This window comes from Pseudomonas sp. N-1-13, from assembly GCF_057787095.1.
Genome location: NZ_JBYNRI010000001.1, coordinates 4,442,159 through 4,464,893 on the forward strand (window position 1 = coordinate 4,442,159; position 22,735 = coordinate 4,464,893).

At 60.1% G+C, this 22,735-nt stretch carries 28 protein-coding genes; 15 read left to right on the plus strand and 13 right to left on the minus strand.

The window, feature by feature from the left end:
• The first annotated feature begins 26 nt into the window (after positions 1 to 26).
• The gene (locus AC3I65_RS19965; RefSeq protein ID WP_047228797.1) at positions 27 to 344 is read left to right on the plus strand and encodes a helix-turn-helix domain-containing protein; all 318 of its coding nucleotides are present in this window, start codon (positions 27 to 29) and stop codon (positions 342 to 344) included.
• Positions 345 to 359: 15 nt separating this feature from the next.
• Here AC3I65_RS19965 and AC3I65_RS19970 read toward each other — a convergent pair whose 3' ends face one another.
• A complete protein-coding gene (locus AC3I65_RS19970; RefSeq protein WP_139049342.1) occupies positions 360 to 1,415 on the minus strand; it encodes an MBL fold metallo-hydrolase in 1,056 nt (351 codons plus the stop codon).
• 186 nt (positions 1,416 to 1,601) lie between these two features.
• Here AC3I65_RS19970 and AC3I65_RS19975 point away from each other — a divergent pair, with 186 nt between their 5' ends.
• Positions 1,602 to 2,213, plus strand: coding sequence for a TetR/AcrR family transcriptional regulator (locus AC3I65_RS19975; RefSeq protein ID WP_047228799.1), 612 nt, complete (start codon positions 1,602 to 1,604; stop codon positions 2,211 to 2,213).
• A gap of 25 nt (positions 2,214 to 2,238) precedes the next feature.
• Here AC3I65_RS19975 and AC3I65_RS19980 read toward each other — a convergent pair whose 3' ends face one another.
• Both AC3I65_RS19980 and AC3I65_RS19985 read right to left on the minus strand, forming a co-directional pair.
• A complete protein-coding gene (locus AC3I65_RS19980; RefSeq protein ID WP_047228806.1) occupies positions 2,239 to 2,772 on the minus strand; it encodes a DUF1003 domain-containing protein in 534 nt (177 codons plus the stop codon).
• Positions 2,773 to 2,864: 92 nt separating this feature from the next.
• Complete coding sequence (locus AC3I65_RS19985) at positions 2,865 to 3,812, minus strand: LysR family transcriptional regulator (protein ID WP_305466611.1); 948 nt, start codon at positions 3,810 to 3,812, stop codon at positions 2,865 to 2,867.
• A gap of 14 nt (positions 3,813 to 3,826) precedes the next feature.
• Between AC3I65_RS19985 and AC3I65_RS19990 the strand changes: the two genes are divergently transcribed.
• Both AC3I65_RS19990 and AC3I65_RS19995 read left to right on the plus strand, forming a co-directional pair.
• Complete coding sequence (locus AC3I65_RS19990) at positions 3,827 to 4,537, plus strand: CTP synthase C-terminal region-related (seleno)protein (RefSeq protein WP_076383731.1); 711 nt, start codon at positions 3,827 to 3,829, stop codon at positions 4,535 to 4,537.
• A complete protein-coding gene (locus tag AC3I65_RS19995; protein WP_047228802.1) occupies positions 4,534 to 4,848 on the plus strand; it encodes an antibiotic biosynthesis monooxygenase family protein in 315 nt (104 codons plus the stop codon). Before AC3I65_RS19990 ends, AC3I65_RS19995 begins: the two co-directional genes overlap by 4 nt.
• Positions 4,849 to 5,380: 532 nt before the next feature.
• Here the strand turns inward: AC3I65_RS19995 and AC3I65_RS20000 are convergent.
• Complete coding sequence (locus tag AC3I65_RS20000; protein WP_488524094.1) at positions 5,381 to 5,707, minus strand: DUF2025 family protein; 327 nt, start codon at positions 5,705 to 5,707, stop codon at positions 5,381 to 5,383.
• Positions 5,708 to 5,951: 244 nt separating this feature from the next.
• On the opposite strand from AC3I65_RS20000, the gene AC3I65_RS20005 reads away from it, so the two are divergent.
• Positions 5,952 to 7,079, plus strand: a complete 1,128-nt coding sequence (locus AC3I65_RS20005; protein ID WP_488524095.1) for a glycerophosphodiester phosphodiesterase — start codon at positions 5,952 to 5,954, stop codon at positions 7,077 to 7,079.
• Between the two features lie 81 nt (positions 7,080 to 7,160).
• The gene (locus tag AC3I65_RS20010) at positions 7,161 to 7,466 is read left to right on the plus strand and encodes a PepSY domain-containing protein (RefSeq protein WP_047226970.1); all 306 of its coding nucleotides are present in this window, start codon (positions 7,161 to 7,163) and stop codon (positions 7,464 to 7,466) included.
• Between the two features lie 85 nt (positions 7,467 to 7,551).
• Here the strand turns inward: AC3I65_RS20010 and AC3I65_RS20015 are convergent, their stop codons facing one another.
• Positions 7,552 to 9,177 carry a methyl-accepting chemotaxis protein gene (locus tag AC3I65_RS20015; protein ID WP_076383728.1) on the minus strand — a complete coding sequence of 542 codons (1,626 nt, stop codon included), beginning with the start codon at positions 9,175 to 9,177 and terminating at the stop codon, positions 7,552 to 7,554.
• A gap of 315 nt (positions 9,178 to 9,492) precedes the next feature.
• On the opposite strand from AC3I65_RS20015, the gene AC3I65_RS20020 reads away from it, so the two are divergent.
• The 3 genes from AC3I65_RS20020 to AC3I65_RS20030 all read left to right on the plus strand — a co-directional run bounded on the left by AC3I65_RS20020 (position 9,493) and on the right by AC3I65_RS20030 (position 11,202).
• Positions 9,493 to 9,636, plus strand: a complete 144-nt coding sequence (locus tag AC3I65_RS20020) for a hypothetical protein (protein ID WP_171061326.1) — start codon at positions 9,493 to 9,495, stop codon at positions 9,634 to 9,636.
• Between the two features lie 37 nt (positions 9,637 to 9,673).
• Entirely contained in the window at positions 9,674 to 9,919 is a 246-nt protein-coding gene (locus AC3I65_RS20025; protein ID WP_160893209.1) for a hypothetical protein, read from the plus strand.
• 83 nt (positions 9,920 to 10,002) lie between these two features.
• Entirely contained in the window at positions 10,003 to 11,202 is a 1,200-nt protein-coding gene (locus tag AC3I65_RS20030) for an MFS transporter (protein ID WP_047226973.1), read from the plus strand.
• Here AC3I65_RS20030 and arfB read toward each other — a convergent pair.
• Both arfB and AC3I65_RS20040 read right to left on the minus strand, forming a co-directional pair.
• Positions 11,199 to 11,612 carry an alternative ribosome rescue aminoacyl-tRNA hydrolase ArfB gene (gene arfB / locus AC3I65_RS20035; protein ID WP_047226974.1) on the minus strand — a complete coding sequence of 138 codons (414 nt, stop codon included), beginning with the start codon at positions 11,610 to 11,612 and terminating at the stop codon, positions 11,199 to 11,201. The genes AC3I65_RS20030 and arfB overlap by 4 nt on opposite strands.
• A gap of 222 nt (positions 11,613 to 11,834) precedes the next feature.
• Positions 11,835 to 13,256: an amino acid permease gene (locus AC3I65_RS20040; protein WP_047226975.1), complete on the minus strand. Its 1,422-nt coding sequence runs from the start codon at positions 13,254 to 13,256 to the stop codon at positions 11,835 to 11,837.
• A gap of 647 nt (positions 13,257 to 13,903) precedes the next feature.
• Between AC3I65_RS20040 and AC3I65_RS20045 the strand changes: the two genes are divergently transcribed.
• Complete coding sequence (locus tag AC3I65_RS20045) at positions 13,904 to 14,041, plus strand: hypothetical protein (protein WP_003178782.1); 138 nt, start codon at positions 13,904 to 13,906, stop codon at positions 14,039 to 14,041.
• Positions 14,042 to 14,131: 90 nt separating this feature from the next.
• A complete protein-coding gene (locus AC3I65_RS20050) occupies positions 14,132 to 15,097 on the plus strand; it encodes a leucyl aminopeptidase (protein WP_488524096.1) in 966 nt (321 codons plus the stop codon).
• Between the two features lie 405 nt (positions 15,098 to 15,502).
• On the opposite strand, the gene rluB is transcribed toward AC3I65_RS20050, so the two are convergent.
• The 6 genes from rluB to AC3I65_RS20080 form a co-directional block, all read right to left on the minus strand.
• Positions 15,503 to 16,738, minus strand: coding sequence for a 23S rRNA pseudouridine(2605) synthase RluB (rluB, locus tag AC3I65_RS20055; protein ID WP_047226977.1), 1,236 nt, complete (start codon positions 16,736 to 16,738; stop codon positions 15,503 to 15,505).
• Positions 16,739 to 16,880: 142 nt separating this feature from the next.
• A complete protein-coding gene (locus AC3I65_RS20060; protein ID WP_047226978.1) occupies positions 16,881 to 17,072 on the minus strand; it encodes a DUF1289 domain-containing protein in 192 nt (63 codons plus the stop codon).
• Between the two features lie 135 nt (positions 17,073 to 17,207).
• Positions 17,208 to 18,167 (minus strand): SMC-Scp complex subunit ScpB, encoded by a 960-nt coding sequence (scpB, locus tag AC3I65_RS20065; protein WP_047226979.1) that lies wholly within the window; start codon positions 18,165 to 18,167, stop codon positions 17,208 to 17,210.
• Between the two features lie 11 nt (positions 18,168 to 18,178).
• A complete protein-coding gene (locus AC3I65_RS20070; RefSeq protein WP_092394861.1) occupies positions 18,179 to 18,937 on the minus strand; it encodes a segregation and condensation protein A in 759 nt (252 codons plus the stop codon).
• Positions 18,938 to 19,009: 72 nt separating this feature from the next.
• Positions 19,010 to 19,639 (minus strand): L-threonylcarbamoyladenylate synthase, encoded by a 630-nt coding sequence (locus AC3I65_RS20075; protein WP_047226981.1) that lies wholly within the window; start codon positions 19,637 to 19,639, stop codon positions 19,010 to 19,012.
• A gap of 13 nt (positions 19,640 to 19,652) precedes the next feature.
• Positions 19,653 to 20,516, minus strand: coding sequence for a PHP domain-containing protein (locus AC3I65_RS20080; RefSeq protein ID WP_047226982.1), 864 nt, complete (start codon positions 20,514 to 20,516; stop codon positions 19,653 to 19,655).
• Positions 20,517 to 20,603: 87 nt separating this feature from the next.
• Here AC3I65_RS20080 and AC3I65_RS20085 point away from each other — a divergent pair, with 87 nt between their 5' ends.
• The 4 genes from AC3I65_RS20085 to AC3I65_RS20100 all read left to right on the plus strand — a co-directional run bounded on the left by AC3I65_RS20085 (position 20,604) and on the right by AC3I65_RS20100 (position 22,704).
• Positions 20,604 to 21,200 carry a septation protein A gene (locus AC3I65_RS20085; RefSeq protein ID WP_047227122.1) on the plus strand — a complete coding sequence of 199 codons (597 nt, stop codon included), beginning with the start codon at positions 20,604 to 20,606 and terminating at the stop codon, positions 21,198 to 21,200.
• A 1-nt stretch (position 21,201) separates the two neighbouring features.
• Positions 21,202 to 21,501 carry a YciI family protein gene (locus AC3I65_RS20090; protein ID WP_107321994.1) on the plus strand — a complete coding sequence of 100 codons (300 nt, stop codon included), beginning with the start codon at positions 21,202 to 21,204 and terminating at the stop codon, positions 21,499 to 21,501.
• 107 nt (positions 21,502 to 21,608) lie between these two features.
• Positions 21,609 to 22,019 (plus strand): SH3 domain-containing protein, encoded by a 411-nt coding sequence (locus AC3I65_RS20095; RefSeq protein WP_047226984.1) that lies wholly within the window; start codon positions 21,609 to 21,611, stop codon positions 22,017 to 22,019.
• A 7-nt stretch (positions 22,020 to 22,026) separates the two neighbouring features.
• Entirely contained in the window at positions 22,027 to 22,704 is a 678-nt protein-coding gene (locus AC3I65_RS20100) for a response regulator transcription factor (protein ID WP_047226985.1), read from the plus strand.
• Positions 22,705 to 22,735: the final 31 nt, after the last annotated feature.

The window sequence follows — 22,735 nt, forward strand, 5'->3', positions numbered from 1 at the left end:
TGAATCCACAGCTTTGGAGAACTCCCATGGCCTCGCTCGCAATCAAAACCACCCTGGAACGCATCGCTGTCTATCAATTCACCCCTGCCCACAGCGCGCAGGCTCGAGCCATGCTGGGCTGGAGTGTCGAGGAATTGTCACGGCAGTCTGGAGTCTCGACCCAGGCCATCCGGCGCTTCGAAGCGGGGGGCGAGCTACTTGATGTCACCCGCCTGGCCCTGGCCTTTCGGCTGGAAGCCGAAGGCCTGGTGTTCTTCCCGGGCTTTGCGCCTGGGCGCGGCATGAATATCAAAGGCGCCACGCCGGATCCGATGGGGCGGCCAGACTACGCAATGATCGAATGATCGATGCGTCGAGGGTCAGGCCATATCGGGCTGGTCTTGATAAGCCGAGGGTTCCACGTCCAGCCACCAGGCGCGGCCACGTTGCGGTTGCGCGAGGCTGAAAGCTTCACCCATTTGCGGGGTGGCAATGCAGACGTTGCGCTCCCAGGCCAGGGCCAGGATGCGATCGAAGGGTTCGTACCAGGCATGCATCGACAAATCGAACGTGCCGTTGTGGATCGGCAGCAACCAGCGGCCCTTGAGGTCGATATGCGCCTGGAGGGTTTGCTCCGGTTGCATGTGGATGTGCGGCCATTCGACGTTGTAGGCGCCGGTTTCCATCAGCGTCAGGTCGAATGGGCCGTATTGCTGGCCGATGCGTTTGAACCCGTCGAAATAGCCCGTGTCGCCGCTGAAGAAGATTCGGGTGGCGCCATCGATCATCACCCACGAAGCCCATAACGTGCTGTTGCCGTCGAACAGCCCGCGACCGGAAAAGTGCTGGGAGGGTGTGGCGATGAATTCAATGCCGTCCACTTCGGTGCTCTGCCACCAGTCCAGCTGACGCACCTTGCTGGCGTCGATGCCCCATTTGATCAGGGTGTCGCCTACCCCGAGAGGGGCCAGGAAATGCCGTGTCTTGGCGGCAAGTTGGAGGATGGCCTGATGATCGAGATGGTCGTAGTGATCATGGGAAAGAATCACCGCTTCAATTGGCGGCAGCTCTTCCAGGCTGATGGGCGGCTGATGGAAGCGCTTGGGGCCAGCCCATTGCAGGGGGGAAGCGCGCTCGGAAAAAACCGGGTCGGTCAGCCAGAACTTGTCTCGCAGCTTGAGCAGCACCGTGGAATGCCCGAGGCGGAAAACACTGTTGTTCGGCGCGGCCAGCAGGTCGGCGCGCGTCAGCGGTTGTACCTCGATGGTGCCCGCAGGACGGGTGTTGCGCGGTTTGTGGAAGATCATGTTCCACATGATGCGTAGCATCTGGCCGAGCCCTTGGCGCGGTGTAGGGGCGTGGTTACGGTACTTTCCTTGCTCCTGCTGGGATGAAGGAAGCACCGCAGGGCTGTCAGTCGAAGAAAAAATGGTCATGATGCGAAAACTCCAAGGACGTCGTCGCAATTGCGCTTCGCCGTTGTGGGACGCTAATGGCCGTTGCATGCACGCTCAGCCGCCTGATTGAAAACTACACTACTCGGTGTAGTTTGTAGATTGCAGCAATCCCGAGAGCAAGTAAACTGCCAAGTGTAACTTCCCTTCTCCAGATGATGATTAACCATGACCGTACCGCCGCAGCGCCTCACCGAGCGAAAACGCGAATCCATCCTCCAGGCCGCGATTGCCGAATTCCGTAGCAGCGGTTTCGAGATCACCAGCATGGACAAGATCGCGGCGACGGCGGGTGTGTCAAAGCGCACGGTGTATAACCACTTCCCCAGCAAAGAGGAGTTGTTTGCGGAAATTCTGAATCGATTGTGGAACAGCATTACCGCCGAACAGGACATGGCCTACAGCCCGGAGCAGCCCCTGCGTGAGCAGCTTCGAAAGCTGCTGCAAGCCAAATTGCACATGCTGGCAGACGATAATTTTCTCGATCTGGCGCGCATCGCCATTGCCGCGACGATTCATTCGCCCGAGCGAGCCCAGGATATGGTTGCGCGCATGGGTCAGCGCGAAGAAGGTTTGACCGTGTGGATTCGCCAGGCCCAGGCCGACGGTCGGTTGAAAGCCGTGGAGCCGGCGTTTGCGGCGCAACAGATGCACGGGCTGATCAAGACGTTCGCCTTCTGGCCTCAAATTTCCATGGGCCAGCCGTGCCTGACCCAGGATGAACAGACTCAGGTGGTTGAATCGGCCCTCGACATGTTCCTGGCCCGCTATCAGGTCTGAGTGTCGCTACCACCGCAGAAACGGATTACGGCATCGATGGCTTGCTCACGAATTTCTCGTGCATCTCGGTAGTCAGGCAGTCGATGCGCTCGGTCAATGCCTTGGTCATTTCCGTCAGGCGGGTGTTCTGCTCCAACAACTCGAGCAATTGCGCCGTGTTCTGTGCTGCCTGGGCCTGGCGCTCACTGTTGGCAATGGCCAGTGCTTCGCGATGTTGAGCATCCGCTTCGGCTTGGGCCTTGTCCCGCGCGGCCTGGCGTGTCTGCGCCAGCAGGATCAGCGGGGCGGCGTAGGCCGACTGTAGGCTGAACGCCAGATTCAGCAAGATGAACGGGTAAGCATCGAAATGAACCACACCCAACATGTTCAGGCTTATCCAGATCAACACGATCAAGGTCTGCGCCCCCAGGAACATGGGTGTCCCGAAAAAACGCGCGAATGCCTCCGCGCGTAGCGCAAAGCGGTCATTACCAAAGGTCGGCCCCAAATGCGCGTGGGGACGATGAAAACGCAAGTGATCAACAGGTGCTGTGGAAGTGGGCTGCGACGATTCTGTCATCATGATGTTCTCTGCCTGAGGCTGGGGCTCAAGTCACTATACCGCCGGGAGATCATCCTCGATTGAGCCATCAACGCCCTGTTGGACAAAAGTCAGTGCAAGCGCAGATTGCACCTGAGTTCATCGAACAATGTCACCACTGAGCGCAAGGCGCGACAGTCGGGCCGGGTCAGCAGCCAAAGGGCCGTGTCATACCCCGCCAGCGGTTCGCCAATGGGCGTAAGGCCCTTGTTTTCGCCGATTAGAAAGTCCGGCAACGCCGCCACGCCCAGCCCGGCTCGAACCAACTCGGTGACCGAAAGCATGCTGTTGCAGCGATAGGCCGGCACCACGCCAGGAAGATGCTGACGGCGCCAAGCCACAGTGGGGTGATCGGGGAGAAAGTCATCCGGCGCGATCCAGGTCATGGCGGCCAGATCATCCGTATTTACCGAACGCAGATAGCGGGTGTCGGCACATGCCCGATAAACCACATTACCCAGATGCCGCCCGACTAGATGTTCCGGCGGCGTACGGGTCAGTCGCAAGGCGATGTCGGCGTCGCGGCGGCTCAGGTTGGCAAAGTCGTTCGAGGTGCTCAGCTCAAGGAACAGCGCCGGGTAAGCAGGCATGAACCGCGCCAGGGCCGGCAGCAACAATGCTTGCAGGACCGAGTCAGTGCAGGTCAGGCGCACCGTGCCGCTGACGACCTCACCGCCCTGCTCCACCCCGATACGCGCCGCCTCCAACGCTTGTTCGGCGCGCTCGGCCTGCTCAGCCAGCGCCTGGGCCAGGCTCGTGGGCAAATACCCTGCACGGCTTTTTTCGAACAAGGGTTGGCCCAGGGCGGCCTCCAGCCGCCGTACCGAGCGGAAGACCGTGGACACATCCACGTGCAGCAAGCGCGCGGCCCGGGCCAGCGAGCCGCCACGGACCAGCGCCAGGATCAGGGACAGATCGGGATAGTCCAGACGATAGTGCGTCGATGCATTGATCACTTGGGCAAACGCCAATATTGATTGCGTGAACGCCAATCTATAGTGGCGACCAGGAATCAACAAGCGGCGAGCCTCTCATGGAAAACCAGCGTTCTTTGCACATCGCCCTGGTCGGCGACTATGACCCTCAAATAACGGCCCATCGGGCCATCCCCATCGCACTCGAACTGGCCAGCAAGCAAACCGGTCATCACATTGGATTTCAATGGCTGGGCACCGACCTCATCACCGACAGCGCCGTCCTGAATGGTTTCGACGGGGTCTGGTGCGTGCCCGGCAGCCCTTACCGAAACGAAAATGGCGCGCTGCAAGCCATTCGTTTTGCCCGCGAACAGCGTCGCCCTTTCCTCGGCACCTGCGGCGGTTTTCAGCATACCGTGCTGGAATACGCGCGCAATGTGAAGGGCTGGGCCGACGCAGCCCATGGCGAAACAGCTCCCGAGGCTGAACGGGCACTGCTGACGCCGTTAAGCTGTGCGCTGATCGAAACCATCGACTGTCTTGAGCTTGACGCCGATTCGTTGATTGCCAAGGCCTATGGTCGCCTTAAGGTTTTCGAAGGATATCGGTGCAGCTTTGGGGTCAATCCACAGTTTGAGCGGGACTTGCTGAGTGACCGCTTGCACGCCGTGGCCCGGGATTCGGCTGGCGATTTACGGGCCGTGGAGCTGGCTGATCATCCTTTTTTTGTCGCGACCCTGTTCCAGCCTGAGCGCGCAGCGTTGGAAGGACGTGTGCCGCCGCTGGTCAGTGCGTTTGTCGAGGCTTGCCGGAGGACAGCATCATGAGCGCCCCGTATTACGCGGTGATTTTCACCTCCCTGCGCACTGAGGGGGACCAGGGTTACGCCCAAGCCGCTGAGCGCATGCTGACTCTGGTTCAAGAGCAGCCGGGCTTCCTCGGCGTCGAGTCGGCCCGTGGCGAAGACGGCTTGGGCATCACCGTGTCCTACTGGAGCAGCGAAGCGGCGATCCTGGCCTGGAAACAGCACCCCGAACACCGCGCAATCCGCGAACGCGGTCGCTCGACCTGGTACGCCCATTGCCACACGCGGGTGTGCAAGGTCGAACGGGACTATGCCTTCCAGCGCCAAACCTGATGCCAGCCTACAAAACCTGCTCGCGAAAGCGCTGGGCCAGCTTGCATCCATGCTGAATGTGCCGCCGTCATCGCGAGCAGGCTCGCTCCCACATTAGTTTTTCAGGGCTACCCGATTCGGTGTCCACCTCAAATCCCTTGTGGGAGCGAGCCTGCTCGCGAAAGCGCTGGGTCAGCTTGCATCCATACTGAAGGTGCCGCCGTCATCGCGAGCAGGCTCGCTCCCACAGTGGTTTTTCAGGGTTAACCGATTCGGTGTTCACCGCAAATCCCTTGTGGGAGCGGGCTTGCTCGCGAAAGCGCTGGGTCAGCTTGCATCCATGCTGAATGTGCCGCCGCCATCGCGGGCAAGCCTTGCTCCCACAGTGGTTTTTCAGGGCTAACCGATTCGGTGCGCACCGCAAATCCCTTGTGGGAGCGAGCCTGCTCGCGATAGCGCTGGGTCAGCTTGCATCAGTGCTGAATGTGCCGCCGCCATCGCGGGCAAGCCTTTCTCCCACAGTTTTTCCAGCCCATTCATAGTCGGCGTGGCTTTAGCCTTCCACCAACTGACGCACTGCAACAATCTCCGGCAGGTCGCTACGGGCCATGTAAACCCGCAACGGTTCGGTGAGGTTGATCCGGTCGTCGATGTTCTGGTCCAGCAGCAACTGGATGCGCTGGCGACTCAGGGCCATGGTGCCGTCCGCCGCCGGAGTCCAGACAAATTCACAGGTGGGGATGATGCCGTCGTCGGCCACGTCCATGCCAAAGGCATCTTCGCTGAAGCGCACGATGTACTGGCCGGTTTTGCAGTTCAGGCCGACAAAACCCTTGAGCTGGTCGGCGGCCTGGCAGATGAATGTCGAAGTGGTGCGCATGGTAAACCTCATGGATGCGTCCCGCAGGACGTCTGATCGATGGTTTACACGCAGGGCAAGTGGATGCTGTCTTCGGGTTTCCCTCTGCCGGGGAAACTGGTGCGGCCAAGCGTACTGCAAAGCAGCCTGAAAAAGCGTGGGAAAAATCTGCTTTGCGCATTTTTATGTCGGTATAGCGATAGCGCCAGGAACGTTCAGTTGTTAAAAGATAGGTCTTTGCGAAACCCACGAAAGGATCTCGAGCATGCCTGTCACCTTCACCCGTAGTGCCCTGATGCTGAGCCTGCTGCTTGGCTTCGGCCAGACACAGGCCGGCGAAGCCGCGCCCCCCAAGTCCCTCGCGGCCCTTCAGGGCATTCCTCACCCAGCGGTGATCGCCCACCGCGGCGCCTCGTTTGACGCGCCGGAAACCACCGCCGCGGCCTACAAACTGGCCCGCGACCTGGGCGCCGACTACTTGGAACTGGACCTGCAACGCAGCAAGGACGGCGTACTGTTCGTGCTGCACGACGACAGCCTGCTGCGCACCACCGATGTCGCGACCAAATTCCCCGAGCGCAAGGACAGCACCGCCAACGAATTCACCATGGCGGAACTCAAAACCCTCGATGCCGGCAGTTGGTTCAACACCGCCTACCCGGACCGCGCCCGCCCGTCGTTCGTGGGCCTGAAAATCCTCACCCTCGACGAAGTCATCAACATCGCCGAAGGCAACCCGCTGCACAAACCGGGGCTGTACATCGAAACCAAGGAGCCGAAGCTGTTCCCCGGCATTGAGCGCGACTTGAAGGATAAACTGCATGACCGCGGCTGGTTGAGCCCGTCGGGCTCCAAGCTCGCCAAACGCGCCACCGGTGTAGGTCAGGGCAAAGGTAAAGTGGTGTTGCAAACCTTCGAAAAGAGCAGCCTCGAACTGCTGCAAAAAGAAATGCCGAACGTGCCAAAGGTCCTGCTGTTGTGGGTGGGCGATGGCTACATCGAGGCCAAGTCGAAGATGACGTTTGCCGAGTCCGGCGAAACGGACAAGGCGGCCTATTACGCCAAACAGCAGCCCAAGGACAACGCCGAGTTTGAACAATGGGTTCAATTCGCCAAGGCACAAGGCGCTATCGGCACCGGGCCGTCCGCCGCGTTGACTCAAGGCGGCAGCCAGAGTTATTCGGACTTGGTGCAGCCGTGGATGAACCAATACACCCATGACCAGGGTTTGTTGGTGCACGTTTATACGGTTGATGAAGCGGTGGACTTCAGAAAAGTGCTGGAGGCCGGAGTGGATGGCATCTTTACCAACCGCGCCAGCGAACTGCTCAAATACTTGAAGCGTCCCGAAACAGGCAGCGTGGCGCAGGTGCTGGAGAACAACGGTTACTGAATTAAGGGTGAATTAAGTTGCCACAGTTAATCTGAACCCACTTAAACGACACACCCCTTAATCACAGCAAGGAAAGAACACATGAAAACTTTGACTGCCCTGTTCACCGCCGCAGCCCTGACCCTCACCGCCGGCCTGGCCCAGGCTGATGTTCGAGTCGACCAGATTCCTGAGTTGGTCAAGAGCGGAAAAATCAAGCCGCTGGAAGAGATGAACCAAGCAGCCCTGAAGTTGCACCCAGGCGCAACCATCACCGACACCGACCTGGATAACCACTTCAACGGTTATGAATATGAAGTTGAACTGAGAATGGCCGATGGCACAGAGTGGGATGTAGACTTTGACGCAACTACCGGCAAAGTCCTGAGCGACAAGCAAGACCGTTAATTGGTCACTAAAATGAGCCGCGCAACCTCAGGGTTGCGCGGCTTTTTTGCATCTATCGACAACTACCGCTAACGACCGTCGACCGTCAGGCACTCAACCGCGCCGTCACTTCATTCAACTGCCCTGACAAACCGTGCAGGTTCCGACTCGCGGCTTCGGTGCGCTGTACATTGTCCAGGTTAGTGCTGGCGATGCAGGTGATTTCGGTCAGGTTGCGCGAGATATCTTCAGCCACCGAGGTCTGCTCTTCTGCGGCAGTGGCGATCTGACGGTTCATGTCGCGAATCGCTTCCACGGCCTGGGTAATGCGTTCGAGCATCACACCGGCCTGAGTCACCTGCTCCACGCTCTCTTCACTGCGCGACTGACCGCTCTCGATGGCCTGGGCTGCGTCCACCGCACCGGTTTGCACGGTCTGGATAATCTGGTTGATCTCGATGATGGACGAGGCGGTGCGCTGGGCCAGACTGCGCACCTCATCGGCAACCACCGCGAAACCGCGTCCAGCCTCGCCAGCCCGGGCCGCTTCGATGGCAGCGTTGAGGGCCAACAGATTGGTCTGCTCGGCGATACCGCGGATGACTTCCAGCACCTTGCCAATGCGCCCGCTATCGGTTTCCAACTGGCGGATGACTGTGGCCGTGTTGGCGATTTCACCGCGCATGCGGGTGATGGTATGAATGGTCCCTTGCATGACCTTCTCGCCCTGCTGCGCCGAGTGATCGGCGTCATCGGCGGCCTGTGCCGCGTCGGCGGCATGGCGAGCGACTTCCTGGGCGGTGGCGGACATTTCGTTCATCGCCGTCGCCACCTGGTCGGTGCGTTCGAATTGCTCGCTGGTGCCTTGGCTCATCAGGCTGGCGATGGCATTAAGCTCGCCGCTGGCACTGTCCAGTTCCGTGGCACTGCGCTGCAGACGCGAGAAGGTTTCGGCGAGAAAGTCGCGCAGGGTATTGGCGGCCAGCGCCAGGTCACCCAATTCGTCCTGCCGGTTGCTGACTACCCGCTCGGCGAAACGGCCGCGACTCAGTTGGGTCACGTATTCGATCAGGTTGCGGATCGGCTGCACCAGGTTGCGATTGACCAGCCACAGGCTGAACAGCCCGATCAGCAGGCCGGAAACCAGCATGATCACGGTGCCCAGCATAATCGTGCGATCGGCACCGGCACTGATCTGCGCCGATTGTTCGCCGGCAAGTTTGCGCAACTCCACCACCAGCGCACTCATTTGCTCGCTGGCCGCGCGGTCCACACCTTTGACCGCCGCATCACCCGCCGCCGCATCGCCGCCCGCCGTCACAAACGCATCACGGCCCTTCTGGTAGGCCGCACCCAATTGACGGTGTTCGTCTCGCAGACCCTCGATCCGAGTCTTGATGGGTGTCGCAACCCCTTCAAGGGCGATCAACTGGCCAAGAATACCCTGGACATCGTGCTGACGATCTTCGAACTGCTTCCAGTATTTAGCCAGGTCTGCCGGCTGCTTGCCGCGCAGCAGAACGTTTTTCCATTCCTGGACCTGCACCTTGAATTGCAGGTTGGCCTCATCGATCAACTGCGACGCACGCAACGGGCCATCGATCAGGTTGCGATAGTTCTGGACGCCGTTGGAGAGGAAATGGAAAGACGCCAGGGCAATCAGCAACATCGCCAGCAGGCTGCCACTGAGCAAGGCGAGAATCTGCGCTCTCAGGGATTTTTGTAGAAACATGGAGGGAAATCTCTTGAAAAGAAGAAAGAGCCAAGCTCACGGACGACACGTCCCGACCTCCATGTTCGTGGTTTGCAGTGTCGCAACCGAATGCGGGATATGTACAAACCATCGACCCGCCGGGCGTATTCTTGAGCCTTCGCGACGACCGGTAGCGGGCGTTTGATGATTGGACATGTCCTGTCCAGACAAGCCCTTTTGTCGCCGCAACGGAACTTAAAAGTCTTTTTGTCATTTCTTCTGCTGTATCCTGCCCAAGCTTTGTAAAAGCGCGGATCTACCAGATCTACCAACAGACTTTGCGAGGAGCGCGATATGCACGAGATTCCTAATCTCCCCTTCCCTAGCCTGCACGAAACTGAGCAGACGACCCCGCTACAAGCCGGAGGGCAACCAGACGCCCAGCAACCCGAGCCCAAAGAAGCCACTGAACGCCGCCAGGCCGACAGCGAAGACTGATTCACCCGCACGACCAGACCGTGTGGAAAGCGCTAAGATGCGCTTTCCACACTGCCTGAATCCTGAGCCCCCCATGACCGATGACCCTACCTTCAGCGAAGCCCAAGCCAGCGTCCTGATCGGCACCGCCGAAAAGATGGTCGATATCTGGACGCGCCTTTCCCCAGAGAAACAAGCCGCCCTGCTGGCACGTTTTGGCACTGAAGAAAACGCCCTCGCTGCATTGGTCACCACGCACCTGGTGGCCGGACAAGACGGCAACCCAGCGCCATCCGACAAATAGTTTTACTTTTCCACGCTTCACGGTCGCAGGCACCGCTATCATAAGCAGCCTATCTATCCTGCTGCTCCGTGGACTCTTTACCCATGCCAGATACCCAGCGCCCCTTGGCGGTCACGCTGCAAGTCGTTTCCATCGTTCTGTTCACTTTCATTGGCTACCTGAATATCGGCATTCCCCTCGCCGTGTTGCCCGGGTTCGTCCACGGCGAACTGGGTTTTGGCGCGGTGATCGCCGGGTTGGTAATCAGCGTCCAGTACCTGGCCACCCTCCTCAGTCGTCCTTATGCCGGACGGATCATCGACAACCTGGGGAGCAAGCGCGCGGTCATGTTCGGCCTCGCCGGTTGCGGGCTGAGCGGTGTGTTCATGCTGGCGTCTGCCTGGACGTCAAACCTACCGACGCTGAGCCTGATCAGCCTGCTGATCGGCCGCCTGGTGCTGGGCAGCGCCGAAAGCCTGGTAGGCTCGGGATCGATTGGCTGGGGCATCGGCCGGGTCGGCGCGGCGAACACCGCCAAGGTGATTTCCTGGAACGGTATCGCCAGCTACGGCGCGCTGGCGATTGGCGCGCCGTTGGGGGTGTGGCTGGTGAAATCCCTGGGGCTGTGGAGCATGGGCGTCAGCATTATTTTGCTGGCGTTGCTGGGGCTGGCGCTGGCCTGGCCGAAAACGGCGGCGCCCATTGTCACTGGCGAACGGCTGCCTTTCATGCATGTTCTCGGACGCGTCCTGCCCCATGGCTGCGGCCTGGCCCTGGGCTCCATCGGTTTTGGCACCATCGCCACGTTCATCACCCTGTATTACGCCACGCAGCAGTGGGACAACGCAGTGCTGTGCCTGAGCCTGTTCGGCGCCAGCTTCATCGGCGCGCGCTTGCTGTTCGGTAATTTGATCAACCGCCTGGGCGGCTTCCGGGTGGCGATTGCCTGCCTGTCGGTGGAAACCCTGGGGTTGTTGTTGCTGTGGCTGGCGCCGGATGCGCACTGGGCCTTGGCCGGCGCGGCATTGAGCGGCTTCGGTTTTTCCCTGGTGTTCCCGGCGCTGGGGGTGGAAGCGGTCAACCTGGTACCCGCCTCCAGCCGTGGCGCGGCGGTGGGCGCCTATTCGTTGTTCATTGACTTGTCCCTGGGGATTACCGGGCCGTTGGCCGGTGCGATTGCCGCAGGTTTCGGTTTTGCTTCGATCTTTTTGTTCGCCGCGCTGGCGGCCTTGGGCGGGTTGTTGCTGAGTCTCTACCTGTACCGCCAGGCGCCGAAGTATCGCCAGGAGCGGGAGAAAAACTAGAAATCCACCTTGCCGCGCCCGGCTTTGATCGAACCGCGCTTGGTCTTGGATTCCAGGCGACGTTTCTTCGAGCCCAGGGTCGGTTTGGTCGGACGGCGCTTCTTTTCGACCTTGGTGGCGTTGAGGATCAGCTCGGTCAGGCGTTCCAGGGCATCGGCCCGGTTCTGTTCCTGGGTGCGGTATTGCTGGGCCTTGATGATCAACACGCCGTCGCTGGTGATGCGACTGTCGCGCAGCGCCAACAACCGCTCCTTGTAGAAATCGGGCAAGGACGAGGCCGCAATGTCGAAACGCAAGTGCACGGCGCTGGACACCTTGTTGACGTTCTGCCCGCCGGCGCCTTGGGCACGGATGGCCGTCAGCTCGATCTCGGCGTCCGGGATGTGCACAGTGTTGGAAATTGCCAGCATGGAAAAAGAGGTCCGGTATCAGGACCCACAGAATACCGCGAATCCCCAAGACAGCGACCAACCCTTGTGGGAGCGAGCCTGCTCGCGATAGCGGTGGGTCAGCTTGCATCAATGCTGAATGTGCTGGCGCCATCGCGAGCAGGCTCGCTCCCACAGGGATCAGCATGAGTCTGAATACAACAAACCCGGCCAAGTGCCGGGTTTGTTGTATTTCAAGGACGCTTACTTGGCGGCAGCGGCCACAGCCATGTCCTGCCGGGCACTGCGCTTGTTCTTGATCAGGTAGCACACCCACATGAACACCACCCACACCGGAATCGCGTAGACCGATATCTGGATGCCGGGAATCAGCAGCATTACCCCAAGAATGAACACCACGAACGCCAGGCAGACATAGTTGCCGTACGGATACCACAGCGCCTTGAACAGCGGTGTCTGGCGGGTCTGGTTCATGTGCTGACGGAACTTGAAGTGCGAATAGCTGATCATCGCCCAGTTGATCACCAGGGTCGCGACCACCAGCGACATCAACAACTCCAGCGCATGCTGCGGGATCAGGTAGTTAAGCAGCACCGCCACCAGCGTGACCGCAGCAGAAGCCAGGATCGAACGCACCGGCACGCCACGCTTGTCGATCTTGGCCAGGGCCTTGGGCGCATCGCCCTGTTCGGCCATGCCCAGCAGCATGCGGCTGTTGCAGTAGGTGCCGCTGTTGTACACCGACAGCGCGGCGGTCAGCACTACGAAGTTGAGGATGTGCGCCGCCGTATTGCTACCCAGCATCGAGAACACCTGCACGAACGGGCTGCCGCTGTAGGCATCGCCGGAGGCATTGAGTGTGTTCAGCAGGCTGTCCCATGGGGTCAGGGACAACAGCACCACCAGGGCACCGATGTAGAAAATCAGGATCCGGTAGATCACCTGGTTGATGGCCTTGGGGATCACGGTTTTCGGTTTGTCCGCCTCGGCAGCGGTGAAGCCAAGCATTTCCAGGCCACCGAAGGAGAACATGATGATCGCCATCGCCATCACCAGACCGCTCACGCCGTTGGGGAAGAATCCACCATGGGCCCACAGGTTAGTCACCGAAGCTTGTGGGCCACCGTGACCGCTGACCAGCAGATAGCTGCCCAGGGCAATCATGCCGACAATTGCCACGACCTTGATGATCGCGAACCAGAACTCGGCCTCGCCAAAGACTTTGACGTTGGCCAGGTTGATGACGTTGATCAGGACGAAAAACGCTGCCGCCGAAGCCCAGGTCGGGATGTCCGGCGCCCAGTAGTGAATGTACTTGCCGACCGCGGTCAGTTCCGACATGCCCACCAGGATGTAGAGAATCCAGCAGTTCCAGCCCGACAGGAAGCCGGCAAAACCGCCCCAATACTTGTGGGCAAAGTGACTGAAGGAGCCGGCCACTGGCTCCTCGACAATCATCTCGCCCAACTGGCGCATGATCATGAAGGCAATGAAGCCGCAAATGGCGTAACCGAGGATCATCGACGGGCCGGCTGACTTCAGCACCCCCGCCGAGCCGAGGAACAGGCCTGTACCGATCGCGCCGCCGAGGGCGATCAGTTGAATGTGTCGATTTTTCAGGCCGCGTTTCAGCTCGCCTGAATGCGTATTTTCTACAACGGTCATGCGTCACCTATTTGTTTTTATCTGTGACGAAATCGAACCCGACACGCTCGTGGCGTGGCGGAGTGAACAAGGCGGATAACCTTGAAAATGCGTGGGTACGCGAAGGGTCACAGTAAAACGCGGCGCATTGTACACCGCTGCCCCACTGCGACCAGACACCCGCGCACCCCGTACTTCAGGTCTGCCGCGCATCTGACCCGTCCCGCCGGTTTGAAACAAGCGCTGCAAAGTGTCGGAAACCCCGTCAAACCGACCTTCTCGGCAGTTTTTTCTTACAGCGCAGCCAAACGCCGGTATAGACCGATTTGATAGGCAAAAATCGTCAGCATTTCTTTACAAACCGTAACGCAAACTTTCCGTGTGGGAATTTTCTGTAAGCTGACTGCAAATTGACGGTAGCTAGCTACCTAAGCAAAAAACTACACAGCCAACTGTTTTTGAATAACTAATTTCTTCGGTAAAAATGGAATAAAAAGTTCAAACAAAAAAAATAAATTATTTTTTTGCATTCCAAAAAACCCTCGACTAGGTTTTCAGCGACTTGCCAAGGCGTCGTGCCGGCAGGTTTTGCGCAGCCGCTTCCGGTCAGTTCTCCATCGCGGAATCGACTTCGCAATTTTCCGTAAAAGTCATCTAGGAGATTCACTATGCAAGCACTGGACAAAGACTTGGAAACCGAACTGCAACTGGACGAATGGTTTGAAGCACCGACCCACGAAGCCGCAGTTGAAATGATGCAAGCCGACGCCGTTGTTCCGTTCGGCACGGCGATGTGGCCTCTGTAAGCATCGCCCGGCGGAGGCGATCCGGCCGGTCGGCTCCGCCACTTTGCAGATTTCAGGGAAGCCAAACACCACTGTCAGGGAAGAATAAGCATGGACACACAACGAGCCATCTCACATTTCCTTTACTACCTTGAACATCATCCCGCCCTGGCCGGCATCCAGCCAGCCAAGGTGTTGCTCGGCCATACCGCCGACTACGAAGCACTGACCGGGGCTATTGCCGAACAGGCTGGCAGCGGTTCACCCTTCCGGTTCACCACCATGCGCCTGGACCTTGAACCCACGGAGCGACTGTCCAAGGCGATTGCCGACAGCGATCTGTACATTTTCTTCTACGACTCTTCCACCCTGCCCAACCCACGCCCCGACGGCCCGGACTTTGTTCGCGCGTTGCAAGGCGTGATGGCGGACAACTGGAAGAAATCGCTGCTGTTCAAGGACTACGGCGATTATTTCTACGACACCTTCAGCGTGATTCCTCAGCGCATCGCCGGGCTCAACAGTCACCTGATCCGGCGCATGTCCCAAGCAACGACGTTGAGTTTTCAGGATGACCACGGTTCGTATTTCGATACGGCCCTCAACAGCGTCAAGAAATGGACCGACATCAACGGTGTTGGCAACTACGACCTAGCACCCGGCGAAATCGCTACCCACAGCGACACCATTAACGGTCAGGTGAAGTTCGTCGGCACTTTCCTGAGCACCATCCCGTTCGCCCGCAAATACGGCGTACTGCAATCGCCGCTGGAGTTGTGGATCGAAGACTCCACCATTCAGAAAATCGCCAGCGATGTGCCGGGCCTGGAACACGACTTCAATAAATACCTGGACGCCAACCCGTCCAACCGGCGTATCGAGGAACTGGGCATCGGCACCAACGAAGGGGTCAAGAGCCTCTATGCCCGCAATGCCGGTTTCGAGGAGCGCCATTGCGGCCTGCACCTGGGGCTGGGTGGCGGGGCCAAGGGCAGCCATCATCTGGATCTGATTTTCGAGAGCGGTGTGTTGGCGTTGGATAACGAGCCGATGTTTGATGGGCGGTTTGTGCTTTAGGGGCAGCTTCAAGCGGCAAGCTTCAAGCGGCAAGAAAAGGCGGGCGACCTTGGGATGGTAATGGGGCTGCTGGCCCCATCGCGAGCAGGCTCGCTCCCACAGTTGATCTTTGGTGAATAGACAATTTGTGGTCGACACCGCCCCAGTGTGGGAGCGAGCCTGCTCGCGATGACGGGCGACCTTGGGATGGTAGTGGGGCTGCTGGCCCCATCGCGAGCAGGCTCGCTCCCACAGTTGATCTTTGGTGAATAGACAATTTGTGGTCGACACCGTCCCAGTGTGGGAGCGAGCCTGCTCGCGATGACGGACTCACCAGCACTGCATCACTAAAGCCAGACAAAAAAAACGCCAACCCAACGGTTGGCGTTTTTTCTTGCGACTTGCAGCTAGAACCTCACAACTGCCTCACTCCGGCTTACGACGCCCAAACCCCGGACGCTGCCCCGAACCCGCTGGGGCACCGCGACGTTTGCCCGATGGCGTATCGCGGTCGACCAGGACGATGCCCGGGCGCTTTTTCGCTGCGGGTTTGGCCGGACGCTTGGTGTCGGCCGGGCGATCCGCCACCGGCGTACCACGACCGGCCGGAGCACCGCGACCTTCGCCGCGCTCGGTACGACCGTTGGCCGGGCGTGGCGTGCGCGGGCCGCGTTCGCCGTCCTGACGTGGCGCAGGCTTGCGGGCCGGGCGTTCGCCTTCGATCTGCGGCTCACGCGACGGACGCGGACCTGCGGCCGGGCCATCAGCGGCAGGACGCAGCGTACGCACGCGCTCGGTCTTGCCCATCGGACGCGAGGATTTACGCTGCATGCGCTCCAGCTTGTCCTTGCTCTTGGCGGTCATCTGCGGCATCGCCACCGGCTTGAGGCCGACTTCGGCGGCCAGAATGTCGACTTCGTACTGGCTCATTTCGCGCCAGCGGCCCATCGGCAGGTCGGAGTTGAGGAACACCGGACCGAAACGCACGCGCTTGAGGCGGCTGACCACCAGCCCCTGGGATTCCCACAGGCGCCGTACTTCACGGTTGCGGCCTTCCATCACCACGCAGTGGTACCAATGGTTGAAGCCTTCGCCGCCCGGAGCCTGCTTGATGTCGGTGAAACGCGCCGGGCCGTCTTCCAGCACAACGCCGGCCTTCAGGCGCTCGATCATTTCGTCGTCGACTTCACCACGTACACGCACGGCGTATTCGCGGTCCATCTCGTAGGACGGGTGCATCAAGCGGTTGGCCAGCTCACCGTCGGTGGTGAACATCAGCAAACCGGTGGTGTTGATGTCCAGGCGACCGATGTTGATCCAGCGGCCTTCTTTCGGACGCGGCATTTTGTCGAACACGGTCGGACGGCCTTCCGGGTCGTCACGGGTGCAGATCTCGCCGTCGGGTTTGTTGTACATGATCACGCGGCGCACCGTTTCGGCGGCCTCTTCGCGCTTGATCACCTTGCCATCGATGGTGATGGCGTCGTGCATGTCGACACGCAGGCCCAAGGTGGCATCTTTGCCGTTGACCTTGATCCGGCCCTGGGTGATCCAGGTTTCCACGTCGCGGCGCGAGCCGACGCCGATACGGGCGAGGACTTTTTGCAGTTTCTCGCCTGCTGGGCCGATTTCCTGGCTGTCGTTCTGGTCTTGGTCTTTCATTCTGGGCACCTCCCGGTGTGGTCGGGTCAGGCGTGGCCTGACACTTTGAAAACGGGTCTATGACGAAGGGATCGCCAAAGGGTCGCGAATCATACGCTCGTTAAGGCATTTGCGCATCAGAGACTAGCTGATCGACGAACCTTCAGCGCTTTTTCCGCCGACCGGTGGCGCCCAGTTTGATCAGGCGCAGGGCCGCTTCGGCCAACACCGTGCGCTTGTCATCCTTGTCGAGTTTCTTCCAGGCCTTGATCTCGCGCTTGCTGCGGCCACAGCCGATGCAGATGTCGTCGTCGAACTTGCAGAGGCTGATGCAGGGGTCTTTGGTGGAACTCATGGTGCACCGCATGACTTAATGTGGGAGCGAGCCTGCTCGCGATAGCGATTTCACCTTCAAAAATGATGTTGGCTGACAGACCGCCATCGCGAGCAGGCTCGCTCCCACAATGGGGCGGCGCTGTGTCAGCCGTGATCAATCGTCGAACTGGCGTCGTTCGTTTTCAATCGCTTCGGCCAGGGCGCGGGCTTCGGCTTCTTCATCGCTGAGCTCAGGCTCGGGTTCGCGTGGTTCGAGCGCGGCCACGGCGGCCAGCAGTTTTTCCCGGGCCGCGGCTACGCCAAGAATGTCTTCTTCTGGTTCGGGGTCAGGTTCGGCCTGAAGTTCAACTTCGCTGCCCGGTTGCGCGGGTTCATCCATTTCGCCTTCAGACCCCGGCCCCTCACGCAGCAGATCGTCGAAATCGGTCTTGAGCCCCTCCTCCATGGTGTCCAGTTCCAGCAACAACGAATGGAAACTGGTTTCTTCCTTGGGTTCCTCCGGCTCGGCGCTGGCGTCGGCCAGCTCCTGCAAGCTTTGGGGCACCGGGGCGTCGTCGAATTCCAGCATCGGCTCGGGTTCCAGCTCCCGCAGTTCGGCCAGCGGCGGCAGGTCGTCGAGGTTCTTGAGGTTGAAGTGATCGAGAAAAGCCTTGGTGGTGGCAAACATCGCCGGTTTACCCGGCACGTCGCGATAACCGACGACCCGGATCCACTCGCGCTCAAGCAGCGTCTTGACGATGTGGCTGTTGACCGCCACGCCCCGCACATCTTCGATTTCACCCCGAGTGATCGGTTGGCGATAAGCGATCAATGCCATGGTTTCGAGCATGGCGCGGGAATAGCGCTGAGGACGCTCTTCCCACAGACGCCCGACCCAGGGCGAAAACTTCTCGCGGATTTGCAGGCGGTAGCCGGAAGCCACTTCCTTGAGTTCGAACGCCCGCCCCTCGCAGGACTTACCCAGCAGCGCCAGGGCTTTCTTGAACACGGCCGGCTCGGGCCGCTCGCCTTCTTCGAAGAGTTCGAACAAGCGCTCCATCGATTGCGGTTTTCCCGAGGCCAACAGGAAAGCTTCAAGCAACGGCGCCAGCTCGCGGGGTTCAGTCAGATTCATTGATTTGCTCGTTATTCGGCTCGTGCCCGCACGTGGATCGCTGCGAACGGCTCATTCTGCACCAGCTCGACCAAGGATTCCTTGACCAATTCCAGGACCGCCATAAACGTCACCACCACGCCCAGCCGCCCTTCCTCGGCGGTGAACAGCTCGACGAAGGGCACAAAGCCGCCGCCCTTGAGCCGCTCCAGCACATCGCTCATGCGCTCGCGGGTGGACAGGGCTTCGCGGCTGACCTGGTGACTTTCAAACATGTCGCCCCGGCGCAGCACCTCGGCCATGGACATCAGCAACTCTTCTAGGCTGACATCCGGGAGCAATTTACGTGCTCGCGCCTCGGGTGCATCGAGCTTGGGCACCACCACATCGCGCCCGACCCGGCTCAAGCCATCGATGCCTTCGGCCGCCACCTTGAAGCGTTCGTATTCCTGCAGGCGGCGGATCAGTTCGGCGCGCGGATCGTCTTCCTCCTCCTCGATCTCTGCCGAGCGTGGCAGCAGCATTCGCGACTTGATCTCGGCGAGCATGGCCGCCATCACCAGGTATTCGGCCGCCAGTTCCAGGCGCACCGACTGCATCAACTCGACGTAGCCCATGTACTGGCGGGTGATTTCCGCCACGGGGATGTCGAGGATGTTGATGTTCTGTTTGCGGATCAGGTACAGCAGCAGGTCCAGCGGGCCTTCGAAGGCTTCAAGGAATACCTCCAGCGCATCCGGCGGAATGTACAGGTCCAGGGGCATTTCCATGACCGCCTGGCCATAGACCATGGCGAACGGCAGCTCTTGCTGAGCGCCGGCCTGGCTGTCGGCGCTCTCAACGGCGGTTTCCACTGCGGACACTCAGGCCTCGACCAGGAACGGGGCTGGATCGCCGCAACCGATACGCACCACTTGCGGCTCGCCATCGGCCAGGTTGATCACCGTGGACGCCTTCATCCCGCCGAAACCGCCGTCGATGATCAGGTCGACCTGATGCTCGAGCAATTGGCGCATCTCGTAAGGGTCATTCATCGGCTCCGTCTCGCCGGGCATGATCAAGGTCACGCTCATCAGCGGTTCACCCAGCTCGGCCAGCAACGCCAGGGCAATGGGGTGGCTGGGCACCCGCAGGCCGATGGTGCGTTTTTTCGGGTGCAGCAACAGCCGCGGGACTTCCCGGGTGGCGTTGAGAATAAAGGTGTAAGGCCCAGGGAGGTGGGCTTTGAGCAGGCGGAAGGTGCCGGTGTCGATCTTGGCGAACAGGCCCAACTGCGACAGGTCGCTGCAGATCAGCGCAAAGTTGTGCTTGTCATCCAGCTGACGCAGGCGTCTTACCCGCTCTACAGCGTTCTTGTCGCCGATCTGACAGCCGATGGCGTAGGAAGAATCGGTGGGATAGACCACCACACCACCACCCCGAATGATTTCCACCGCCTGTTTGATCAGGCGCGCTTGCGGGTTTTCCGGATGAATCTGGAAAAATTGACTCACGTGTTCTACCTGTTCAGACGGTGGCGGTAACGGGATCATGTTTGAATCTACACCATAGTGGTGGCAGATCTTCCGGCAACGGGCGATATTCGCCTATCTCGGACCAGCCTCCAGGGCCATGAAAATCACTGCCGGCGGTCACCAGCAGGCCGAACTCACGGGCCAGAATCGCCAGGCTGCCGACCTGCTCGGCAGGCTGATGGCCATTGACCACCTCGATGGCGTGGCCCCCTGCTTGAATATAGTCGGCCACCAGGCGGCGGCGCTTGCTGCGGGTGAAATCATAGTGCCACGGATGCGCCAGGCTGACCCAGGCTCCGGCGGATCGCAGGGTTTGGACGGTCTCTTCCAGGGTCGGCCAGTGTTGCTTGACGTCCCCGAGCTTGCCGGCTCCCAGCCATTTGCGAAACGCTTCGGCGCGGTCCTTGACGAAACCTTCGCGCACCATCCAGTCCGCGAAGTGCGGACGGGCCGGGGCGTTGCCACTGTCGCCCAGTTCCTGCTGGATCTGCCGGGCGCCCTCAAGCGCACCAGGCATGCCCTTTAGCGCAAGCTTGCGGCTGATCTCCTCGGAACGTAGCCAGCGGCCGTCGTGCAGTTGCGCAATGGCCTGGACCAGTGACGGCGCATTTACATCAAAACCGTAACCCAGCACGTGAATAGTCGCGCCGCCCCAGGTGCAGGACAACTCGACCCCGTTGACCAGTTGCATGCCCAGCGTCGTCGCCGCGCTACGGGCCTCGTCGAGGCCTTCGAGGGTGTCGTGATCGGTCAGGGCCAGGACTCGCACGCCGTGCTCGAACGCCCGCGCCACCAGAACCGCAGGCGCCAGGGCGCCATCGGAGGCCGTGCTATGGCAGTGCAAATCAACATTCACGAGAGTTTGTTACCTCAAATCAGCTGGCCCTATCGCGGCCAAGGATGTTTGTTATTATGCCGCCACATCCTGCTTCTGGCTGCCACTGTGAAACAATTCATCGACTTCATCCCGCTTCTGCTGTTTTTCATCGTCTACAAACTTGACCCACGGACCGTCGACATTGCCGGTCACTCCTTGACTGTAGGCGGTATCTACAGCGCCACCGCGATGCTGATCATCAGTTCGCTGGTGGTCTATGGCGCCCTGTTCGTGGCCCAACGCAAGCTGGAGAAAAGCCAGTGGCTGACCCTGATCGCCTGCCTCGTCTTCGGCAGCCTGACCCTGGCCTTCCACAGCGAAACTTTCCTTAAGTGGAAAGCCCCGGTGGTCAACTGGCTGTTCGCCCTGGCGTTCATCGGCAGTCACTTCGTCGGCGATCGCCTGCTGATCAAGCGCATCATGGGCCACGCCTTGAACCTGCCGGACGTCATCTGGACCCGGCTCAACATCGCCTGGATCGGCTTTTTCCTGTTCTGCGGCGCCGCCAACCTGTTCGTCGCGTTCACCTTCCAGAGCTACTGGGTCGACTTCAAGGTCTTCGGCAGCCTGGGCATGACGCTGCTGTTCCTGATTGGCCAGGGCATCTACCTGTCCCGTCATCTGCACGATGCCGATACCACCACGCCAAAAACCGAGGACTGACATGCTCTACGCAATCATTGCCACCGACGTCGCCAATTCCCTGGAAAAACGCCTGGCCGCCCGCCCTGAACACCTTGAGCGCCTGCAACAGCTCAAGGCCCAAGGCCGAATCGTGCTGGCGGGCCCGCACCCGGCAGTGGACAGCAACGACCCCGGCGCGGCGGGTTTCTCCGGCAGCCTGATCGTCGCCGAGTTCGATTCCCTGGCCGCGGCGCAAGCCTGGGCCGAAGCCGATCCGTTCGTGGCCGCCGGTGTCTACGCCAATGTCGTGGTCAAGCCGTTCAAGCAAGTCCTGCCTTAACAACCCGATGCGTGATGAGCCTTCGCGGCTCATTGCGCTCAATCGCTCATTGTTCTCGTTTACCTGCCGACAACCTGTCTAATCTCGATTGGAATTCAGGAGTTGCAATGCGCAAAGGTCCGCTGTGCCTGTTAGGGGTCATGTTGGTGATCGGGGCTCCCGCCCATGGGGAAGAAAGCACCGACGGCAGTCATTCGACGCCCTTGTCCTTGAGCGCAGGCAGTCAGATCACCGAATTGCAGCAACGCTTGAAAAACAGCGAACGCATGCGCGAGGAACTGACCCAGCAACTGCAAAACGCCAACAGCGAACGCGAGAGCGCGCTGGTGAGTCGATTGCGCCAGGAGAACCAGCGTCTGAAGCTGCAACTCAAGGAAGCCCAGGCCAGCCCCCTGCCACGCCTGCTGACCGATCAGCAGCAGTGGTTCGTCATTGGTGCCGGGGTAGCGCTATTGGCCCTGCTCTGCGGTATCTTTGCCAGCGGTGGACGTAGACAACGTCGGCAATGGCTAAATTGAGTGAGTCATGAGCGAGCTGTTACTGATTGATGATGACCAGGAGCTGTGTGAGCTCCTCGGCAGTTGGCTGGGTCAGGAAGGTTTTCTGGTCCGGGCCTGCCACGATGGCCATAGCGCCCGCAAGGCCTTGGCCGAAACCGCCCCGGCGGCGGTGGTGCTGGATGTGATGCTGCCCGACGGCAGCGGCCTGGAACTGCTCAAGCAGTTGCGCAACGATCATCCGGAGCTGCCGGTGCTGATGCTCTCGGCCCGTGGCGAACCGCTGGATCGCATCCTGGGCCTGGAACTGGGGGCCGACGATTACCTGGCAAAACCCTGCGATCCACGGGAACTGACCGCCCGCCTGCGCGCGGTCTTGCGCCGCAGTCATCCGACGGCGGTGTCCAGCCAGATCGAACTGGGCGACCTGACCTTCAGCCCGGTGCGAGGCGTGGTCAGCATCGATGAGCAGGAGCAGACCCTCACTGTTTCCGAAAGCCGCCTGCTCGAAGCGCTGCTCAAGCAGCCGGGCGAGCCACTGGACAAGCAGGAACTGGCGCAGATCGCCCTGGGACGCAAGCTGACCCTGTACGACCGTAGCCTCGATATGCACGTAAGCAACCTGCGCAAGAAAATCGGCCCGCACGCCGACGGTCGCCCACGCATCGTGGCCCTGCGTAGCCGGGGTTATTACTACAGCCTTTAAGCGCTGCGCCGCTGGGCTGTGGGCGCAAAGC

What these genes read in the sequence shown, in the direction of transcription:
- AC3I65_RS20040 (WP_047226975.1), bottom strand. Translation starts at nt 13,256, where the DNA reads ATGACCGTTGTAGAAAATACGCATTCAGGCGAGCTGAAACGCGGCCTG.
- AC3I65_RS20015 (WP_076383728.1), bottom strand. Translation starts at nt 9,177, where the DNA reads ATGTTTCTACAAAAATCCCTGAGAGCGCAGATTCTCGCCTTGCTCAGT.
- AC3I65_RS20095 (WP_047226984.1), top strand. Translation starts at nt 21,609, where the DNA reads ATGCGCAAAGGTCCGCTGTGCCTGTTAGGGGTCATGTTGGTGATCGGG.
- rluB (WP_047226977.1), bottom strand. Translation starts at nt 16,738, where the DNA reads ATGAAAGACCAAGACCAGAACGACAGCCAGGAAATCGGCCCAGCAGGC.
- AC3I65_RS19970 (WP_139049342.1), bottom strand. Translation starts at nt 1,415, where the DNA reads ATGACCATTTTTTCTTCGACTGACAGCCCTGCGGTGCTTCCTTCATCC.
- AC3I65_RS20045 (WP_003178782.1), top strand. Translation starts at nt 13,904, where the DNA reads ATGCAAGCACTGGACAAAGACTTGGAAACCGAACTGCAACTGGACGAA.
- AC3I65_RS20000 (WP_488524094.1), bottom strand. Translation starts at nt 5,707, where the DNA reads ATGCGCACCACTTCGACATTCATCTGCCAGGCCGCCGACCAGCTCAAG.
- scpB (WP_047226979.1), bottom strand. Translation starts at nt 18,167, where the DNA reads ATGAATCTGACTGAACCCCGCGAGCTGGCGCCGTTGCTTGAAGCTTTC.
- AC3I65_RS20020 (WP_171061326.1), top strand. Translation starts at nt 9,493, where the DNA reads ATGCACGAGATTCCTAATCTCCCCTTCCCTAGCCTGCACGAAACTGAG.
- AC3I65_RS19990 (WP_076383731.1), top strand. Translation starts at nt 3,827, where the DNA reads ATGGAAAACCAGCGTTCTTTGCACATCGCCCTGGTCGGCGACTATGAC.
- AC3I65_RS20025 (WP_160893209.1), top strand. Translation starts at nt 9,674, where the DNA reads ATGCGCTTTCCACACTGCCTGAATCCTGAGCCCCCCATGACCGATGAC.
- AC3I65_RS20100 (WP_047226985.1), top strand. Translation starts at nt 22,027, where the DNA reads ATGAGCGAGCTGTTACTGATTGATGATGACCAGGAGCTGTGTGAGCTC.
- AC3I65_RS19995 (WP_047228802.1), top strand. Translation starts at nt 4,534, where the DNA reads ATGAGCGCCCCGTATTACGCGGTGATTTTCACCTCCCTGCGCACTGAG.
- arfB (WP_047226974.1), bottom strand. Translation starts at nt 11,612, where the DNA reads ATGCTGGCAATTTCCAACACTGTGCACATCCCGGACGCCGAGATCGAG.
- AC3I65_RS20030 (WP_047226973.1), top strand. Translation starts at nt 10,003, where the DNA reads ATGCCAGATACCCAGCGCCCCTTGGCGGTCACGCTGCAAGTCGTTTCC.
- AC3I65_RS20005 (WP_488524095.1), top strand. Translation starts at nt 5,952, where the DNA reads ATGCCTGTCACCTTCACCCGTAGTGCCCTGATGCTGAGCCTGCTGCTT.
- AC3I65_RS20070 (WP_092394861.1), bottom strand. Translation starts at nt 18,937, where the DNA reads ATGGTCTATGGCCAGGCGGTCATGGAAATGCCCCTGGACCTGTACATT.
- AC3I65_RS20050 (WP_488524096.1), top strand. Translation starts at nt 14,132, where the DNA reads ATGGACACACAACGAGCCATCTCACATTTCCTTTACTACCTTGAACAT.
- AC3I65_RS19980 (WP_047228806.1), bottom strand. Translation starts at nt 2,772, where the DNA reads ATGACAGAATCGTCGCAGCCCACTTCCACAGCACCTGTTGATCACTTG.
- AC3I65_RS19975 (WP_047228799.1), top strand. Translation starts at nt 1,602, where the DNA reads ATGACCGTACCGCCGCAGCGCCTCACCGAGCGAAAACGCGAATCCATC.
- AC3I65_RS20090 (WP_107321994.1), top strand. Translation starts at nt 21,202, where the DNA reads ATGCTCTACGCAATCATTGCCACCGACGTCGCCAATTCCCTGGAAAAA.
- AC3I65_RS20010 (WP_047226970.1), top strand. Translation starts at nt 7,161, where the DNA reads ATGAAAACTTTGACTGCCCTGTTCACCGCCGCAGCCCTGACCCTCACC.
- AC3I65_RS20060 (WP_047226978.1), bottom strand. Translation starts at nt 17,072, where the DNA reads ATGAGTTCCACCAAAGACCCCTGCATCAGCCTCTGCAAGTTCGACGAC.
- AC3I65_RS19965 (WP_047228797.1), top strand. Translation starts at nt 27, where the DNA reads ATGGCCTCGCTCGCAATCAAAACCACCCTGGAACGCATCGCTGTCTAT.